We start from the raw sequence: 437 nt of genomic DNA on the forward strand, positions 1-437 counted from the left end.
CCACGCTGCTGCGGGACCTTGACCGCCGGCCCATCCCCGGGATCTTCCCCCGCCGGCTCACCGAGACGATGGCGACGAGCGGGATCGCGCAGGCCCTGTACAGCAAGGACTTCTGGGCGTTCCTCACCGACGGCCTTGAGCAGGCGTACGACGGCGACGGCACGATCCTGATGGCGCTGGCCGACTCGATGAACGGACGCGGCGAGAACGGCGAGTACAGCAACCTGGTACCCGCCAACGTCGCCATCAACTGCGCCGACGCCGAACCCCGGTACACCCCGGCCGACGTGGAGCGGCTGCTGCCTGAGTTCCGGAAGGCGTCTGCGCTCTTCGGGGACTTCATGGCCTGGGGCATGATCACCTGCACCGACTGGGCGGTGCCCGGCGCCGCGGACCATCCGGACGTCAGTGCTCCGGGCGCGGCCCCGATCCTGGTG

The 437-nt window shown here is 70.0% G+C and carries 1 pseudogene; it reads left to right on the forward strand.

Annotated elements, in window-relative coordinates:
- Positions 1-437, forward strand: a pseudogene (locus LPA54_RS39280) (alpha/beta hydrolase); the annotation flags it as partial.

The organism is Streptomyces sp. DH12, from assembly GCF_020873895.1.
GTDB lineage: Bacteria > Actinomycetota > Actinomycetes > Streptomycetales > Streptomycetaceae > Streptomyces.